The sequence below is a fragment of the Hamadaea sp. NPDC050747 genome, from assembly GCF_040654195.1.
Classification (GTDB): Bacteria; Actinomycetota; Actinomycetes; order Mycobacteriales; family Micromonosporaceae; genus Hamadaea.
In genome coordinates this window covers 51831-70830 of record NZ_JBFAHM010000002.1, presented here as the reverse complement: position 1 = coordinate 70830, position 19000 = coordinate 51831, and the positions used below count along the sequence as shown (strand labels likewise).

Here is a 19000-nt window from a genome sequence, read left to right as displayed (position 1 = left end):
TCAGGTGATCAGTTCGATGGCGGCGGACGCCGCACCCGGACTGCTCGTGGTCGCCCGCGGCGCGGTCGACGTCACCGGAGGCGAGAAGGTGGACCCGGTGGCGGCGATGCTCGTCGGCTTCGCCAAGTCGCTGGCCAAGGAGGCGCCGCAGCTCGGCTGCCGGGTGGTCGACGTCCACGCCGAGCAGGAGAAGGAACTCGCGCGTGAGCTGGCCCACTGGCGTGAGCACGAGGTCGTGGCATTGCGTGGATCACGCCGCTGGATCGCCGGCGTCCGGCCGCACTACGTCGATTCGGCGTCGCCCGTGCCTGCCTCGGTGTTGCGACGTCAAGGGCACTACCTGATCACCGGGGGAACCGGTGGGCTGGGCCTGGCGTTGGCACGTGGCTTGGCGGGGACCGGGTTGCGGCCGCGTCTGCTGCTGGTCAGCCGCACCGGCTTGGCCGACGACGCGACCGACGAACGATCCGTCCGGCTGCGGGCGCAGCTCGCGGAGCTGACCAGACTCGGGGCTCAGGTGCGAGTGGTCGCCGCGGATGTCGCGGACAAGCGCGCGCTGCAGCGTGCGCTCGACGCTGCCGTCGCGCGTTTCGGGCCGGTCAACGGCGTGTTCCACCTCGCTGGAGTGCCCGGCGACGGCCTCGTGCGGTTCCGTGATCCGGCCGAGTCGGCGAAGGTGCTGGCGCCGAAGGTACGCGGGACGGTACTGCTCGCCGAAGCCTTGCGTACGGGGCCGCAGCTGGACTTCTTCGCCTGTTTCTCGAGCCGGGCGGCGACGGACGGGCTGGTCGGCAGCGCGGATTACGCCGCGGCGAACTCGTTCCAGGACGCGTACGCCATGGTGCTGCGTCGTGAAGGGGTGCCGGCGATCTCCATCAACTGGCCGTCGTGGGCCGAGGTGGGGATGGCCGCGGACTACGGCGTGCAGACGTGGTCGACCGAGCTCGGACCGGCCATCAGCCCGATCTTGGACGAGCATCGGCTGACCGGAAAGGCGATCCTGCCCGGCACGGGCCAGCTCGATCTGATTCTGCGCGGCTACTGCGCCATCACCGGTCGTGACCTTCCCATTCGCGTCAACGATGTGGTCTATCACCGTCCGCTCGCCGCCGAACAGACGCTACGGGTGGAGATCAGGCTGCATCCGGACGGCGTGATCGAAGTGTGGTCGCGGCCGCTGGACGAGCCGGGCGCAACCGCGATCAGACACACCACCGCCAAGATCGCGCCGGTGGGCGAGGTCGGTGACGCACCGGATGTCGCCGCGTTGCAGTCCACCCATAGGCAACCGCTGGCCGAGTTCGACGCGGATGAACCGCGACTGTTCAGCCTTGGCCCCCGCTGGGACAACGTGACGGCCACCTTGACGCGTTCCGAGCAGGACATCGACGACATGCTGCTTTGCCTCGAACTGCCGGAGCAGTTCGCCGGCGACATGGACGAGTACCTGATACATCCCTCCCTGCTGGACACGGCGACGACCGCGTTCCGTCGTCCGTCCGACGGGCTCCATCTTCCGTTCTACGCCGAGTCCGTGGTCTTCCTGCAGCGCCTTCCGATGCGGCTGTTCGCCCAGTCCCGCCGGCTGCCCGATGGCGCCGGCGTGATCAGGGCGAACGTGGACCTCGTGGACCCGGAAGGGCGCCTGCTCGTGCGGGCCGTCGGCCTCACCCTGCGCAGGGTGGTCGACGCGGAGCAGGTGACCGGGGACGACGCCGCGCCGCGGAGCCCGGGTGGCGACGCCGGCATCGACCCCCGCGAGGGCGTGGCGCTCACGCTCAGCATCCTCGGCGGGGACCATCCCGGCCAGGTGCTCGTCGAACCAGGGGCTCGGCCGCTCAGCCCATCGGCCCCCGCGCCACGTGCGGCGAGGCGGTCGGTCGCGCCACAGCCCGTCGCGCAGGTTGTCGCGCAGCCCGCACCGGTCGCCGAGGTCGCTGCGCCGACGGCCGCGCCGGCCGCGAGCGCGGCCGTCGCCGGCTCCACGGGCGTACGCGACGGGGTTCAAGCGAGAGTCAAGGCGCTGTGGGTCGACGCGATCGGCGATCCGGACATCCCCGTCGACGCGAACTTCTTCGAGGTCGGCGGAAACTCGCTGACCGCGATCGCCCTGGTCGGCGCGGTCCGGGACGAGTTCCGCGTCGAGCTGTCCATCGGGGCGATCTTCGATTACCCCACTATCGCCGCGCTCGCCGGCCTGCTGTGGGAACAGGGCGCCCGATGAGTCATCTCGTCCGGCTCGACGACGACTGGGGGCTGTGGCCGGTCGCCCCGGTACGCGGTGCCGGCCTGCCGTTCTCGTGGTTGGCGGGGCTGACCGGCGACGCCGCGTCCGCTTTACGGCAGCTGCTCGCCGAGCCGGCTTTCCTGGCCGCCCTCACCTGGCAGAACCCCGGGTTGGTGGCGACTTGGGCAGGCCGGCCGCAGCCGGGGCTCACCTCCTACCGGATCGGCGTTCTTGCCAAGTACGCCCAGCGGTACTGCGCGAAGAACGACAGCATCGGCTTCTTCGGCCCGGTCGGGTGGGCGCAGCTGGACGCCGATCCGGGAAGTGAGCTGCGGGTCGACGGCTCCGGGGAGATCCGGAGGTCGGAGGTGTCGTTGGAGCTGTGGGCCGTGCGAGCGCTCGCCTCGGCGCTTGCCCGCGACCCCCGAGTCGAACCGCATCTGCCGCTTCGGGTGAACCCGGCCGTAGGCGTCGTCGGCGACCAGGCGGTACGCCCGTATCGGCCGCCGCTGCCGTTGAGCCGCGACCAGCTGGCCGTGGTCGAGCGCGTCCGTGCTGGGGCGACCGCGGCCGACTTCTCCTCCGCCGACCTGGTTCAGCTCGCCTCACTCATGGACGCCGGACTGGTGAAGTCCGGGTTCGAGGTGCGGCCCAGCGCTCACCCTGAGGAGGCCCTGCGGACGCAGATCGCTGCGCTCGCGACGCCCGACCGCGACGACCTGCTGTCCGGACTCGACAAGCTGCTCAGCGCCCTGGCCGAGGCGGAGAAGGCGGCCCTGCGCCCGGCCGAGCTTGCCGAGGCGTTCACCGAGCTGGAGCGGCACTTCGCCACGGCGACCGGGGAGCCGGCGACGCGGACCAAGGCTGACGCCAGTGCCGGCCGCACCCTCGCGTATCTCGACTGCCGTCGCGACCTCGATGTCGGAATCCCGGCCGGGATGGTGGAGCAGCTGGCCCCGCCGCTGGCGCTGTTGCTGCAGTCGGCCCGCTGGCTCACCGCTCAGCTCGGCGAGGCCGTCGAGGAGGAGCTGCAGCAGGTGTACGCCGATCTGCGCAGGCGACGCGGCGAGGTGACGCTCGCCGATCTCTTCCTGGCCGCCGCGGAGGTTCTGTCGGGCGCGCCGAAGACTGTCGTGCACGAGATCGCGCAGGACTTCACCCTCCGGTGGGCCGAGATCCTCGCCGACGTCGGCGCCGACCCGGGCGCTGAGCCGGTCCGGTTGCGCTGCAGCGAGCTGGAGCCGCTGGTCGCGGCCCTCTTCCCGGCCCGCGCGCCCGGGTGGGCGGCCGCCCGGCAGCACAGTCCCGATCTGTTGTACGCGCACGACGGCGACGACTCGTTCTGGGTCCTCGGCGAACTGCACGTGGCGATGAACACGCTCGAGTCCAGGTTCTTCCACACCCTCGCCGACGACGCCGGCCGGTTGGACGATCTGATGGCGCTCGACATGGCGGGCGGCCGGATCGTTCCCTGCTACCCGTACGGACCGGAGATCGACTCGCGCCGCTATCCGCCGCCCGCGATGCATGTGCCCGGCCGCTACCTCTACTGGTCGCACAGCGACGACATGGGTACGCCCGACGGGTCGACAGCGTGGCCGGCGGCCGCGTTGACGGTGTGGCCGGAGCAAGGTGAGCTGGTGGCCGGGCCGGATCGGACCAGTTGGTCGCATCCCGTACGCGAGTTCTTCGGGGAGTTCCTGTCGGCGTTGGCGGTCAACCTGTTCCGGCTGCCGGTCCCGGGGCCGCGCGTGCTCGTCGATGATCTGGTGATCCGCCGGGCGACCTGGGCCTTCGATCCGGACGACCTGCCCGCCGGCGTGCTGACCAAGTCGGGCTACCGGCCGGAGGTCCTCAGCGCGTGGCTGGCCGAACAGGGCCTGCCACGGCACCTCTTCGCGCAGATGCCGTCCGAGCCCAAACCGTTCTATGTAGACCTGTCATCCCCGGTGCTGCTGACGAACCTGGCCAGGTCCTGGCGTCGGGAGACCACCGGGCCGGTCCGGCTTCAGGAGATGCTGCCCGGGCCCGACCAGCTCTGGCTCCAAGACGCCGACGGGCGGCGGTACACCACGGAGTTCCGGCTCGTCGCGGTCGACAGCGCCGCGCGTACTCTGCCCGCTCTCGCCACGACAGTAGGGCGATCGCCATGTTGATTCTCACTCACCGTGATGTTCAGGACGCCTTACGAGGCCAGGAGGTCGCGGTTCTGCGGGCCGTCGAGGACGCCTACATCGCCCACGCGGCCGGTGGATCGTCGTTGCCCCATTCCGTCTTCCTCAGATTTCCCGACGAGCCGCGTAACCGGATCATCGCGCTGCCGGCGTACTTGGGCGGCGAGCAGCCGATCGCCGGAATCAAGTGGATCTCGTCGTTCCCGGCGAACATCGACCGCGGGCTCGAGCGGGCGTCCGCGGCCGTCATCCTCAACAGTCTGGAAACCGGCCGGCCACTGGCGTTTCTCGAGGGTTCGACGATCTCGGCCTGGCGGACGGCGGCCGGCGCGGCGTTGGCAGCCCGGCTGCTCCCGGCCACCACCGACGGCAACGGCGTGACGGTGATCGGCTGCGGGGTGATCAACTTCGCGATACTGCGATTCCTGCACCACGTGGTTCCCGGCTTGACCGAGGTCACCGCGTACGACACGCAACCCGGCCGAGCCGAACGGCTGCGTGAGCGGTGCGCGGCGGACCTGCCCGATCTCACGGTGCGGGTCGAGCACGATCTGGCCACTGCGCTGGCGAAGAACACGCTCGTCAGCGTCGCCACGAACGCCCTGCAACCGCACCTGGACTTCAGCGGGCTCGTCCCGGGGACGTTGATCCTGCACGTCTCCCTGCGGGACGTGCTTCCCGAGGCCATCGTGACGGCCGTGAACGTCGTAGACGACCTGGACCATGTGTTCCGCGCCAATACCTCGGTGCACCTGGCGGAGCAGCAGGTCGGCAACCGCGACTTCGTCGCAGCGACGATCGGCGAGCTGGCGGCGCGCGGTGCGGCCGCCGACCGTGACCCGTCCCGGATCACCGTCGTGTCACCGTTCGGGCTGGGCATTCTCGACCTCGCCGTCGCCGATCTGGTGGTGGCGACGGCCAAGGCACGAGGACTGGGCACAGCCGTCGACAACTTCCTGCCCACCGCGGAGACGAATCATGACTGAGCTGTCGCCTCTCAAGCAGCAACTGCTGGCCCAGCTTCTCAAGAGAGGCGGCGGAGCGGCTCCGGCCCCGGTCGACGTCATTCCACCATGGACCGGCGATTTCCCCGTGCGGCTGTCGTTCGCGCAGGAGGCGGTGTGGCTTATCGCGCAACTCGCCGGAGACGTCCCGCTGTTCAACCTGATCGCCGCCGAGTGGATACCCGACGAGCTGTCCACCGCAGGGATTCAACAGGACCTGAACGACATCGCGGCACGGCACGACAGTATGAGGATGGCGGTGCTGACCGGCGCTGACGGTCCGCTCATGACCGTCCTGCCGTCGGTGTCCGTCGTGCTCGAAGAGATCGCCGTGGACGGCGACGACCTCGACGCCGTGCGTACTGCGGCGTTGCGGTTCGCGGCCAGGCCGTACCAGCTCGACGCCGCCCCGCTCTGGCGGTCCGCGGTCCTGGTCACTCCGTCCGGCCGCCGGATGTTCATGCTCTGCGCGCACCACATTGTCATGGACGCCTCCTCACTGGTCCTGGTCTGCAGCGAGCTCGCCGGGGCACTGCCCAAGACCCCGATGCCGCTGCGGTTCGTCGACTTCGCCGCCTGGCAACGAGATCGCGTCACGAGCGGCGCATTCGCCCGCGATCTCGACTACTGGCGTGGCCGGCTGGCCGATCTGCCCGCTCCGCTCGACATGCCGGCCGACCACCCGCGGTCCGCGGAGCGCAGCCTGGCGGGCGCGACAGTCCAGCGCGAGATGAGCGCCGAGGTCATCGAACAGGTACGCGCGCTCAGCCGAAGCGAGGGCGTCACCACCTACATGACGATGCTGGCGGCGTACGCCGTCCTGCTGCGCCGTTACACCGGCGAGGACGACATCCTGATCGGCTCGACCGTCTCCGGGCGTAACCGGCCGGAGCTGCAGCGCATGGTCGGGATGCTGGCGAACATGGTGCCGGTCCGGGCCGACCTGACCGGCTCGCTGAGTTTCCGCGATCTGCTCAAGCAGGTGCGGGACCGGGTGTCGGAAGCGCTCGTCCACCAGAACGTGCCGTTCGACCTGCTGATCCGCGAGGTCCGCCCCGGCTATCCGCGTAACCGCGCGCCGCTGGCCCAGGTCGGGTTCAACATGCCCATGGAGGAGAACCGGCAGCTCCTGACCTCCATGCCGCTGCCGATCACCCCGCAGGGCTCCCAACTCGACATGACCCTGCACGTCGTGCCCGTCGCCGGTGGCGGACTGGACATCGAGTTGGAGTACTCGACCGCCCTGTTCAGCGAGGAGACGGCCGACACGCTGCTGGATCAATTCATCGCCCTCGTCGGCACCCTGGTCGCGGATCCGGCGGCCGACGTCAAACGGGCGCCCATGGGCGAGGAGGTCACCGCCGTCTCAGCGCCCCACGACGTGCCGCTGCTCCCGTCGTTGTTCCGTGAGCAGGCAGCCCGCACGCCCGATGCCACCGCCCTGGTCGACAAGGGCGAATCCATGACGTACGCCGAGCTGGAGCGGGCCGTCGAGGTGCTGGCGGCACATCTGGCGGCGGAGGGCGTCGGCCCGGAAACCCGTGTGGGCGTCTACCTCGATCGAGGTGCGGCGGCGGTCTGCGCCCTCCTCGCGGTGGGCCGGCTCGGCGGGTGTTACGTCACCCTCGATCCCCAGCATCCGGGGGCACGTACCCGGCTGATCGTCGACGAAGCCGGAATCCGCACCGTGATGACGACAACGGAGAATGCGGCCCGGCTCGCCGCGCTGGGGATCAACGCGTTCTGCGTCGACACCGTCGCCGACGACGGTACGCGTGCGCCGATTCCCCTGCTGCGCCCGGATCTCGCGGCGTACATGATGTACACCTCGGGCTCCACCGGGCGCCCGAAGGGCGTGGTGATCACCTACGGCGGGATCGCCAACCGCGTACTGTGGCCGATCCGCAGCCTCGGCCTCGGCCCGGCCGACCGCGTCCTGCAGAAGACCGCGCTGACCTTCGACGCCGCCGGATGGGAGATCTTCTCGCCCCTGGTCAGCGGCGGAACCGTGGTCGTCGCACCGCCCGGCGTGGAACGCGATCCGGAGGCGATGGTGCGGGCGGTCGCCGACGAGGCGGTGACGGTCCTGCAGGTGGTTCCGTCGGTCCTGCGGCAACTCGTGGCCGCACCCGGGTGGGACGAATGCTCGGCGCTGCGACTGCTGTTCAGCGCCGGAGAGCCGTTGACCGGCGAACTGTGTGCGCGCGTGCGTGATCTCGTCGACGTCACGATCTACAACACCTACGGCCCGACCGAATGCTCCATCGACGTCACCGAGTACGAATGGCCGCCGGACCAGAAGGACGGCCCGGTACCCATCGGCCGCCCCCTCGACGGCATGCGGGCCGTCGTCCTCGACCGTGACGGCAATCCGGTTCCGCCCGGCGCGGTCGGCGAACTGTACGCCGGTGGCATCGGTGTCGCCCGTGGATACCACGCCCGGCCGGAGCTGACGGCGGAACGCTTCGTGCCCGACCCGTTCGGCCCACCCGGCGCACGGCTGTATCGCACCGGTGACCTGGTCCGTCGCCGCCCCGGCGGGGTGCTCGAGTTCCTCGGCCGCCGCGACGATCAGGTGAAGGTCAACGGGGTCAGAATCGAACCGGCGGAGATCGAGCGTGCGCTCATCGACCCGCCGACCGTCACCGCCGCTGCCGTGGTCGTGCGTACGCTCCCCGACGGCGGCCGGCAGCTGGTGGCGTATCTCGTGGGGGAGGGCGAACCGGAAACCGGTGACCTTCGAGCCCGGCTACGGCAGACGCTGCCGGACGCCATGATCCCGTCGGTGTTCGTCCGGCTCGACGAAATGCCGCAGACCAGCAGCGGCAAGATCGACCGCGTGGCCCTGCTGCGGCGGGAGCTGCCCACCACCGCACCCGAAGAGCGGATCGACCCGAGGGACGAGACCGAACGAGGCGTGGCCGACGAGTGGATCGCGCTGCTGGGCTGCGACAGCGTCGGAGTGCACGACGACTTCTTCGCGCTGGGCGGGCAGTCGTTGCAGATCGGTCTGCTCGGCAACCGGCTCCGGCAGCGGTTCGGCACGGACATCGCGTTGTCCCGGCTCTACACCGCCACCACAGTGGAGGCCCAGGCTGCGCTGCTTCGCGTACCGGCCGCGCACCAGCCGGGCACCGATCACACAGTGGTACGCGTGCCGCGGGGAGGGCCGCTGCCGTTGTCGGCGGGGCAGGAGCGGATGTGGATCGCCGAAGCGCTGCGCCCGGGCAGCCCTGAGCAGATGGTCCCGGCGATCTTCCCCCTCGACGCCGACGCGACGCTGGCCTCGGTGACCACCGCCGTGCGGAAGGTGACCGACAACCACGAGATTCTGCGCACCCGGTACGTGGTGGTCGGCGACCAGCCGATGCAGGTGATCGATTCGGAGGCTCGCCTGGAGATCAGCGAGGTTCGCCGGGACGACCAGGATCTGGCGGCCGAGATCGCCGACCTCGCGAGCCGTCCCTTCGATCTGGCTGACGGACCGGTCTTCCGTGGCCGGCTGGTCGTCACCGGCACCGGGGCCGCGTCGCTGGTCCTCCTGGTACACCACATCGCCTGGGATGGTGTGTCTGCCCAAGTGTTCGCCGAGGAACTTCGTGGTTCGGCGGCCGCACCCGAGGCGCAGTACGCCGACTACGCCGCGTGGCAGTCGGCCTGGCTGGCCGAGAACGCGGAGGGAGAGCTGGCGCACTGGCGGGAGCGGCTGGCCGACGCGACCGCCACCGAGATTCCCGGCGACTATCCTCGCCCGAAGGTGTGGCAGGGGCGCGGCGAATCGCTGGCGTTCCGTATCCCGCAGGCGGTATGCACGCCGATCGTCCAGATCGGGCGGAACGCAGGCGCGACACCGTTCATGACCTTTCTCGCCGCGTTCTCTTGCCTGCTCTCCGGAGTCACCGGAACCGGCGACGTGGTGGTCGGCACACCGGCGGCGGGACGCTCCTCGTCAGACGTCGACCGCCTCATCGGCTACTTCGCGAACATCCTCGTGCTGCGGACCAAGGTCGGTGCCGACGACACGTTCCTGGACGTGCTCGCCGGGACCCGGGAGACCGCACGCACGGCGTACGCGCACCAGGACCTGCCCTACGACCGGCTGGTCGACGGTCTGCGGGTGAAGCGTGACCGATCCCGCAACCCGTTGTTCCAGATCATGTTCGAGGTCGGCACGGAGCGACCGTCGTACCTTGCCGACCTCCCGGCGGACGGCGACCTCGCCCACGTCCGCATTCCGTGGCCGACCGCGATGTACGACCTCACCATCACGCTGACCGCTGAGCCGGACGGTAGCTACCTCGGTATCGCCGAGTTCGCTACGGATCTGTACCGGCCGGCGACGATCGCCCGGTTGATCGGCGGGTACCAGGACCTCCTGCGAGACATCGCGGCCGACGAGCGGCAGACGGTCCGGGCCCTCACCCCGGCGACGCTGCCGGAGGCGCTGGTCCGCCGCGCGCGCGTCACACCGGAGGCGATCGCTGTCGAGCAGGACGACCAGCGGCTGACCTATGCCGACCTCGACGGCCAGGTCGATCGGATGGCTGCGCAGCTTCGCGCACTGGGCGTACGCCCGGAGATCCCGGTCGCGGTCTGCCTGCCGCGCTCGCCCGAGCTGGTGATCGCCGCGTTGGCCGCCATGCGGGCCGGCGGGGTGTTCGTTCCACTCGATCCCGCGGCGCCTCAGCATCGTCTGGCGTCCATGCTCGGCTCGATCAAGCCGGCTGTCGTCGTCGCTCGGCCTGAGATCGCCGAGCACCTGCCGTCGGACGGACCGGCGGTCCTTGTCCCTGGCGATGGTGCGACCGCCTTCACCCCAGCCGACGGGCAATCGCGGGGCGCCGCACCGGACCAACTCGCGTACATCGTGCACACCTCCGGTTCCACCGGGGAGCCCAAGGGCGTCATGGTCGAGCACGGAGCCTTCCTCACGCACTGTGCGAGCGTCGCCACGCGATACGCAGTGACGGCCGGCGACCGTCTGCTGCTCACCAGCCCGCCGTTCGTCGACGTGGTGTGTGAGCACATCGGCGTCACGATCGTCACCGGGGCCGCTCTCGTCCTCGGTCCGGCCCAGCCGTGGAGTCCCGCGGAGCTTGCCGACTACGTCGAAAAGCACGGCGTGACGTTCCTGGACCTGCCGCCGACCGCGTGGCGGGACTTCCTGGACCACGCGGAGCCCGGCGACCGCCGGCTACGCACGCTGCGTGTCGTCAACATCGGCACCGACGTCGTACGCGCGACGGACGTCCACCGCTGGCACGCCCTCGGCTTGGCGGGCGACTTCATGGCTTGTTACGGGCCGACCGAAGCTGTCGTGACGGCCAGCCTCCTGGACGTCTCGGCCGCCCTGGCCAGCCGGCTGGCGGCGGAGTCGGTCGTGCCGATCGGCACCGAGGTCGGCGGGCGGATCGGCTATGTCCTCGATGAGAATCTGCAGAGTGTGCCGGCCGGTACGCCGGGGGAGCTCTATCTCGGTGGCGCCACCCTGGCCCGGGGGTACGCGAACCGGCCCGGGTTGACCGCGGAGCGGTTCCTGCCCGACCCGTACGCCGACGTCCCCGGATCCCGGATGTATCGCACGGGCGACCTGGTCAGCCGGGACTCCGACGGAGTTCTGCACTTTCACGGCCGAGCCGACCGTCAGGTCAAGGTCAACGGATTCCGGGTCGAACTGGCCGAGGTGGAGGCGGCGGTGCTGACCCATCCCGGCGTACGCGCCGCGGTGGTGATCGCGGTCGAACCGCACGGAACGCCAGAGCTGGCCGCGTACATCGTCGCTGAAGGTGCCGTCGCGCCGACCGCCCATGAAGTACGGGCACACGTTCGGGGGCGGCTGCCCGCGTACATGGTGCCCCGGCACGTCATGGCGCTCACCGAGCTGCCGTTGACCGCGAACGGCAAGGTCGACTCGCGAGGGCTGCCCACCATCGCCGTCGACGAGCCGGACGCGCACGACGCCGACCGCCTGCCGGCCGATGCGCCGGTGCCGGAGACCGAGGACCTCATCAGGGGCATCTGGCGTGACGTCCTCAGGGAAACGGAGATCGACGACGACGCCGATTTCTTCGAGTTGGGCGGCAACTCGCTGATGGTCACCCGGGTGCACACGAGACTGCAGGACCTGTTCGGCGTCACCCTGCCGCTCGGCGAGATGTTCGACGCGACGACCGTCCGCCTCCAGACCGCCCTGGTCACCGACGCGGTGGTCGCCGAGGTCGGGCAGCTGTCGGACGACGATGTCGCGGCACTCCTGCGGGAAGGCGGCGACGATCTCGCGGGGAACTTGGGGGACGACATCGCGGAGACCTTCGGGGAGAACGATGAACGACAGTAGCCAGCCCGCCGCCACCGTCGACCCCGCCGCCGAGCTACGCCGTCGTCTGGTCCGGCAGCGGCTCGCCGGGCAGGGTGTGCGGCAGGTACCGCCGTCCGCGGTCGAGCCCGCCTCGGACGGGCCGGCCCAGTTGTCGTCCGTGCAGCGGCGGATGTGGTTTCTCGAGCAGCTCACTCCGGGCGGCACCGAATATCTGGTGCCGCTGGTGCTTCGGCTCCGCGGGAAGCTCGACATCCCTGCGCTGACAAGGGCGCTCGGCGACCTGGTCGCGCGCCATGACATCCTGCGCACCAGGTACGAGCTCCGCGACGGCGAACCGGTTCAAGTGGTCGATCCGCCGGTGGCGGTGGAACTGCCGGTCCTGACCACCGACGAGGTGGGTCTCTCGGCACTGCTGGACAGCGAGTCTCGTCGCGGCTTCGATCTCGCCCGGGGTCCGGTGTGGCGGGCGAAGCTGGCCAGGCTCGGCGACGACGAGCACGTTCTCGTCATGCATGTCCATCACATCGCCTGCGACGGCTGGTCGACGGAGTTGCTGTGTGCCGACCTGGCCGGGCTCTACGAGTCGGCGCGGACCGGGTTGCCACCGTCACCGGCGGCGCAATACGCCGACCACGCGCGCGCCGAGCAGCGGTACCTGGCAAGTGACGAGGCCAAGGCGGGCCTCGACTGGTGGCGGGACAACCTCGCCGACCTCGACGAGCTGGAACTGCCGACCGACCGGCCGCGGAGCGTACCTCGTGATCCGGCGGGAGCCCGTGTGGTGTTCACGGTTCCGGCTGAGCTGGCTCGCGGGGTCGCCGAGTTCGCGCGGCTTCATCGGACCACCGCGTTCGTCGTGCTGCTCGCCGGGTACGCCGGCCTCCTGTCCCGGCTGACGCGGCAGACCGACATCGCCATCGGGTCTCCGGTCAGCGGGCGTACGCGGCCGGGGGCCGCCGACGTCGTGGGACCGTTCATCAACACCGTGGTGTTGCGGATCGACTGCGCCGGGGAGCCGTCATTCGCCGAGCTGGTCGGCCGGGTCCGGCGGGTGGTCCGCGACGCGATGATCCACCAGGACATTCCGTTCGACCGGGTGGTCGACGCGGTGCAGCCGGATCGAGACCTCTCCCGTAACCCGCTGGTGTCCGCACTGCTCCTCGTCGAGGAGGACAGCCTCGCGGCGACGCCGGAATTCGGCGGCCTGAATCTCGTGGACGAGCCGGTGGCGCCCAGCTCGGTCAAGCTCGATCTCAGCCTCGGGCTGCGCCGTGGCCCGGACGGCGACCTGCACGGTGCCGTGGACTACGCCACGGCACTGTTCGACCGGGAGACGATGCAGGCCCTGGCCGATCGTTTCGTGCGCCTGCTCGGGCACGCAGTGGACGAACCAGATATGCCGGTCGCCCGGCTGCGATGGCTGGGCGACGAGGAACGAAGCCGGCTGTTGGGGCAGTCGACCGGAGTTCCGCAGGCAGTGCGGGACGCAACGCTGCACGACATCATCGGTGAACACGCGGGCAGCGACGCGATCGCCGTTCGCGCCGACGGTGTCGATCTGTCCTATCGCGACTTGGATCGACGCTCCGATTCGCTCGCGAAGCTGCTCCGCAGCCTCGGGGTACGCCGCGGCGACGTGGTCGGCGTATGCCTGCCCCGGAGTCTGGAACTGGTCTGCACGCTGCTCGCCATTCTCAAAGCGGGAGCCGCGTACCTTCCGCTCGACCCGGAAGATCCGTCCAACCGGCTTCGGTCCGTCGTCGGCCAGGCAGGCGCTGGTCTGGTCGTGGCCCGGCCTGACGTAGCGGAGAAGCTGGCGGGCGAGGCGACGATCATCTCGCCGGACGAAGCGGGGCCGGAGGATGTCGAGCTGCCCGTCGTCGGCCCCGGCGACCGGGCGTACGTGATCTTCACGTCCGGCTCGACCGGTACGCCCAAGGGCGTCATGATCGACCATCGTGGCATCGTCAACCGGCTGGACTGGATGCAGCGTGCGTACCAGCTGCGACCCGGCGATCGTGTGCTCCAGAAGACGCCGTACACCTTCGACGTCTCGGTGTGGGAGTTCTTCTGGCCGTTGATGTTCGGCGCGACGCTCGTGATGGCGGCCCCCGGCGAGCATCGTGACCCCACGTTGCTCGACGCGACGATCCGGCGGGAGGAGATCACGCACGTCCACTTCGTGCCCTCCGTGCTGGACGCCTACCTCGACGCCGTCCCGGCGGGGCCGCCCAGCCTGCGGCACGTCTTCTGCAGCGGCGAGGCCTTGCGCACGATCACGGCTCGCCGTTTCATCCGCTGGTCCGGCGCGACGCTGCACAATCTCTACGGGCCGACCGAGGCTTCGGTCGACGTCACGGCGTTCCAGATCCGCCCGGCCGACCTGGCCGACTCGGTCGCGCCCACGGTCCCGATCGGCGGACCGATCAGCAACATGATGGTCTACGTACTGGATCAGCATCTCTCGCCCGCGCCGGTGGGCTGCCCGGGAGAGCTTTACCTGGCCGGAGTCGGCCTGGCCCAAGGTTATCTGCGGCGTCCGGAGATCACCGCGGAGCGGTTCCTGCCCGACCCGTTCGCGGCGGTTCCCGGCAGCCGGATGTACCGCACGGGTGACTTGGTGCGATGGCGGCGCGACGGGACGATCGAGTTCCTCGGTCGCACCGACCATCAGGTGAAGCTCCACGGGGTTCGGATCGAGCTGGGCGAGATCGAGGCGCGGCTCGCTGAGCATCCCCGGATCGCTGCGGCGGCCGTCGTCGTGCACCGGCCCGCGGGCGGCATCGCGCAACTCGCCGCGTATGTGGTGAGCCGGGGCGACATCGAGCTCACCCCGGGCGAGCTGCGGGCGTACCTGGTCGGGCTGTTGCCGGCGGCGATGGTGCCGGGCCGCTACGTATTCCTTCCCGAGCTGCCCTTGACGAGCAGCGGAAAGATCGACAGGCGGGCACTGCCCGCCCCGGCGGTGACCCGCGAGCTGGACGCGGACTACGTGGCTCCGCAGAACGCCGAGCAGGTGCTCATGACGTCGGTTTGGGCGGAGGTCCTCGGCGTCGACCGGATCGGCGCGGACGACGACTTCTTCGCCCTGGGCGGCGACTCGATGCGGGCCATCCGCCTGGTCGGGGCGCTGAAGGATCAGGGTGTCGGCATCACGGTGCAGGATCTGTTCCAGCACCGTACGCCCGCGGCCCTGAGCGCGGTCGCCACCAGGACCGACGCGACGGCAGAGGAGTCGGCCGCCGAGCCGTTCAGCCAGATCTCGCCCGCCGATCGCGCCAGCCTGCCCGACGGCGTCGTCGACGCCTACCCGGTGACGCAGGTGCAGGCCGGAATGCTGTACGAGATGATGTCCGACGCTCAGCGGCTGCCTTATCAAAACGTGACGCTCTACTTCATCGACGACGGTGCCGAGCTGTCCGAGGCGGCGTTGCGCGGGGCCGTCCGCGAGGTCGTCCGCCGGCATGAGGTGCTGCGTACCTCCTTCGACCTGGTGAGCTACGGGGAGCCGCTGCAACTCGTGCACGCCGAGGCCGAGGTGGAGATCAGCGTCCAAGACCTGACCGGGCTCACCGACGAGGAGCAGGCCAGGCAGATCCGGCAGGCCACCCAGCAACAGCGGCTGCGGCCGATGGACATCGGCGAGGCTCCGCTCTGGCGGCTGTACGCGTACCGCACCTCGCCGACTCGCTGGACCCTGGCCTGGATGGAATGCCACGTCATCCTCGACGGGTGGAGCCACAACTCGCTGCTCCGGGAGGTGATGGATCGCTACACGGCCATCCGTGCGGGTGAGCCGTCGGCGCCGCTGACGCCGCCGGTCCGGCGGTGGGCGGACTTCGTCGCCGCCGAGCACAAGGCGATCGCCGACCCGGTGAGCCGGGACTTCTGGGCCGGTGTTCTGGCTGATTCGCAGACCTTGCGTCTGCCGCAGGAGTGGGGCGGGACGACGAGTCCGGCGCACACCGTGATGCAGCCCATCGGCGTCGAGGCGGCCGAGATCCGGGATCTGGCCAAGGTCACCGGAGTGCCGGTCAAGAGCATCTTCTTCGCCGCCTTCCTCAAGGTGATGAGCGCGATCACGCCGCTGGACACCTTCCTGTGCGGGCTGGTGTGCAACGGCCGTCCCGAGGTGAGCGGCGGCGACGAGGTGCTCGGGATGTACCTGAACACGGTGCCGATCCCCGGTGCGCGGCCCAAGGGAACCTGGCGGGATCTCCTTCAGGCCGCCGCCGCCGCCGAGACGGCACTCCTGCCGCACCGGCGGTTCGCGCTCCCGGCGATGCGTACGCTGGCCGGCACGTCCGAGCCGTTGTTCGAGGCGGTCTTCAACTTCCTGGACTTCTACCTGCTCGACGGCAGCGGGGTGGAGGTCACCCGGACCGACGACGACAGCCCGAACGAGTTCCCGTTGGCGGTCACCGTGCTGCCCGGTGCCGTCGCGTTCACCGCCCCCGGCGAGCGCGTTCGGCCGGAGCGGCTCGCTTGGCTGGCCGACGCGTACCACCGTGTTCTGCGGCAGATGCTCACCGATGTCGATGGTCATGCGGGCGGGCCCGTCCTCTCCCCGGCGCAGCTCGCGGAGCTGGCGTCGGCCACGGAGCACGAAGCACTGCCGGTGACCACCCTGCACGGTCCGTTCTTCGCGCAGGCGCGCCGTATGCCGGACGCGGTCGCCATCCGTGACGACGCGGGCGAAGTCACGTACGCGTCCCTGGCCGGCGAGGCGACGGCGTTGGCCCGCCGGCTGACCGCGGCCGGCGTGGAGGGCGGGCAGACGGTGGCCGTCTGCATGCGCCGTAGTCGTGTCCTGGTTCGGACGCTGTTCGGCGTCCTGGCGGCCGGCGCGGCGTACCTGCCGCTGGACCCCAACGACCCGCCGTCCCGGCTGCGCGAACGAGTCGCGGCGGGCGGAGCCGTACTGGTGATCGCGGACGAGGATCTCCACGACCGGCTCGCCGGTTTGCCGATTTCCGTCGTGACCCCGGAGTTCACCGGGCCTGAGCAGGATGCCGGCCGGGCGATCCCCGGGGACGTCGCCTACGTCTTGTTCACCTCCGGTTCGACCGGTGGGCCCAAGGGTGTCCGGGTCCCGCACGCGGGAGCGGCGAACTACGCGCATTGGCTGCAGTCGCAGATGCCGGTGGGGACGGGCGACGGCGTGATCCAGAAGACGCCGTACACCTTCGACGTCTCGGTGCCGGAGTTCTTCTGGCCCTTGATGTACGGCGCCACGGTGGTGGTGCCGCCGCCGGACCTTCACCTCGATCCGGTCGGCCTGGCCGCCTTCATCGGCCGGCACGGGGTCACGCACGCGTCCTTCGTGCCGTCCATGTTGGACATTTTCCTCGACACCGTCGAGACGGTGCCGGACTGCCTGCGCGAAGTGGTCTGCCTGGGCGAGGCGCTCCACTGGCCGACCGTTCGGCGTTTCCAAGCACGCTCGACGGCCCGCATGCACAACCACTACGGTCCGACGGAGGCGTCGATCGTGTGCATCGGGCAGGAGGTGGCGCCCGGCCGGTCGCCGTACGCCGTCGACGTGCCCATCGGCAAGCCGGTCACGGGCATGCGCGTACACGTGCTCGATCCCCAGCTGAACCCGGTGCCGGTCGGTGTGCCCGGCGAGCTGTACCTCGGCGGGGTCGGCCTGGCGTACGGATACGCCGGACGCCCCGGCGCCACCGCGGCGGCCTTCGTGCCCGACCCGTTCGGGCAACCCGGTGAGCGGCTCTATCGCACCGGCGATCTCGTGCGCCGGCTGGACGGGGACCTGCTGGAGTTCGTCGGCCGGATCGACGATCAAGTCAAGTTCGCCGGGGTCCGGCTCGAACCGGGCGAGATCGAAGAAGTGCTGACCGCTCACCCTGCCGTCCGTAGCGCGGTCGTGGTTCCGTTCCTGGACGGCAAGCGGTCTTCACTGGTCGCGTACCTCGTGGGACAGCCCGGAGCTGAGCCGATCGACGTCGGCGAGGTGAGGCGGCTGGCGCGTACCCGGCTTCCCGCGCTGCTGGTGCCCTCCCACTTCATCGTGCTCGCCGAACTGCCGACGACGAGCAGCGGGAAGCTCGACCGCCGGGCGCTTCCGCGGCCCGACGAGGCGTCCACCGGCAAGAGCCTGACGCCACCGCGGACGCCGCTGGAGAAGATCGTGGCTAGGGTGTGGCACAACGAGCTCGGCGGCGGCCCGGTCGACGTCGAGCAGGACTTCGCCGACGCGGGCGGGAACTCGCTGGGCGCGATGCGCATCGCGATCCGGCTGGGCCGCGAGCTGGAACTCCCCGTCTCGCCGACTGAAGTGCTGTTGCGCCGGACGGTGGCGGGGATGGCCTCCTGGATAGCCCCGCTCCTGCACGTCGTCCCGTCCGAGGACGCCGGCGCCCCGCAGGCCGCGACGCGAGCGCCGAACGTACTGTCGGTGCTCGACAACCAATCCGGCACCGATCTCGTGTGGTTCAGGCATCGGGAACAGGACGCCCCCGCGCTCTACTGTGTACATCCCGGCGGCGGCAGCGCGCACTGGTACCAGCGACTCACCCAGCATCTGCCGGAGTGGCTGGACGTCGGCGCCTTCCAGCACCCGGGACTGACGAATCCGGCCCGGGCCGCGACGTCCATGGCGGATCTGGCGGCGGGCTACCTGGCGGACCTCCGGGCGTCGCAGCCGGCGGGCCCGTACCACATCTTCGCCTGGTGCGGTGGCGCGCCGATCGGCTGGGAGATGGCCCGCACGCTGAGCGACTCGGGCGAGCAGGTGACGCTGATCTTGCACGATCCGGTGCTTCAGGTCGCCGAGGCCCAGGTCGGCGGCGGCGAGAATCTGCGGCAGCTCGCGGAGTGCGACGACGCGTACGAGCGGCTCGCCGTGGAGACCGACCCGGAGCAGATCCAGCGGCTGCAGGCGCGGATCGCCGAGCTGCTGCCCTCCATCGTGGTGGAAGCCTTCCACGACGCGTTGGACGACCCGGACCTGGAAGAGATCTGGCCGATCGCGGTGAAGAGCTGGCGCAGCCAGGTCGAGGCCCGGCTGCCCTACCGGTTCGGCCCGTACGCCGGTGCGCTTCACCTGCTGGCCTGCGACGAGCTGGCGGGTGGTGTGCACGACAGCCTGGCCGGGCTGAGCCTGGCTGAATACCTCGGGCACTGGGAGAAGCTGGCCACCGAGGTCACCGTTCATCGCGTGAGCGGCGGAAACGTCACTTCGATGCTGCCGCCGCACGTGGCGGGGCTGGCGCAGGTGCTGGCGGGGGTGGTGCGGCCGGAGAGCGGTCGCTGA

At 70.3% G+C, this 19000-nt stretch carries 5 protein-coding genes (1 of these 5 running past the window's edge); all 5 read left to right on the top strand.

Annotated features, from left to right (window positions below; translation table 11 throughout):
* Tightly spaced (each overlapping or abutting the next), the 5 genes in view from AB0H43_RS03665 to AB0H43_RS03645 form a layout consistent with a single transcriptional unit that may run on beyond the window.
* Window positions 1-2224 carry the 3' portion of an SDR family NAD(P)-dependent oxidoreductase gene (locus AB0H43_RS03665; protein ID WP_359995943.1) on the top strand. It extends 3032 nt beyond the left edge of the window, so the window shows 2224 of its 5256 coding nt (coding positions 3033-5256); the start codon falls outside the window, past its left edge; it ends in the stop codon at window positions 2222-2224.
* Entirely contained in the window at window positions 2221-4383 is a 2163-nt protein-coding gene (locus AB0H43_RS03660) for a lantibiotic dehydratase (protein ID WP_359995940.1), read from the top strand. Before AB0H43_RS03665 ends, AB0H43_RS03660 begins: the two co-directional genes overlap by 4 nt.
* A complete protein-coding gene (gene sbnB, locus AB0H43_RS03655; RefSeq protein ID WP_359995938.1) occupies window positions 4377-5387 on the top strand; it encodes a 2,3-diaminopropionate biosynthesis protein SbnB in 1011 nt (336 codons plus the stop codon). The genes AB0H43_RS03660 and sbnB overlap by 7 nt, the downstream gene beginning before the upstream one ends.
* Complete coding sequence (locus AB0H43_RS03650) at window positions 5380-11742, top strand: amino acid adenylation domain-containing protein (RefSeq protein WP_359995935.1); 6363 nt, start codon at window positions 5380-5382, stop codon at window positions 11740-11742. Before sbnB ends, AB0H43_RS03650 begins: the two co-directional genes overlap by 8 nt.
* The gene (locus AB0H43_RS03645; RefSeq protein ID WP_359995932.1) at window positions 11729-19000 is read left to right on the top strand and encodes an amino acid adenylation domain-containing protein; all 7272 of its coding nucleotides are present in this window, start codon (window positions 11729-11731) and stop codon (window positions 18998-19000) included. Before AB0H43_RS03650 ends, AB0H43_RS03645 begins: the two co-directional genes overlap by 14 nt.